At 48.7% G+C, this 279-nt stretch carries 2 tRNA genes; both read left to right on the top strand.

The annotated features are described in order from the left end of the window. The first annotated feature begins 15 nt into the window (after window positions 1–15). A tRNA-Ile gene (locus tag HWY38_RS05435) sits at window positions 16–92 on the top strand. 14 nt (window positions 93–106) lie between these two features. Next, window positions 107–182 (top strand) — tRNA-Ala (locus HWY38_RS05440). The last annotated feature ends 97 nt before the right edge of the window (window positions 183–279 follow it).

The following is a 279-nucleotide window of genomic DNA, read 5'->3' on the forward strand; positions in this document are numbered from 1 at the left end:
TTTCATATGGTAGATGGGCCTGTAGCTCAGCTGGTTAGAGCGCACGCCTGATAAGCGTGAGGTCGGTGGTTCGAGTCCACTCAGGCCCACCATCTTTACCCAATACGGGGCCTTAGCTCAGCTGGGAGAGCGCCTGCTTTGCACGCAGGAGGTCAGCGGTTCGATCCCGCTAGGCTCCACCAACGTGTTCTTTGAAAACTAGATAACAGAAGTAATTCACATTCAATTAGTAATGCAAGATATCACGTAGTGATTCTTTTTAACGGTTAAGTTAGAAAG

This window comes from Bacillus sp. KS1 (assembly GCF_020075515.1).
GTDB lineage: Bacteria > Bacillota > Bacilli > Bacillales > Bacillaceae > Bacillus > Bacillus velezensis.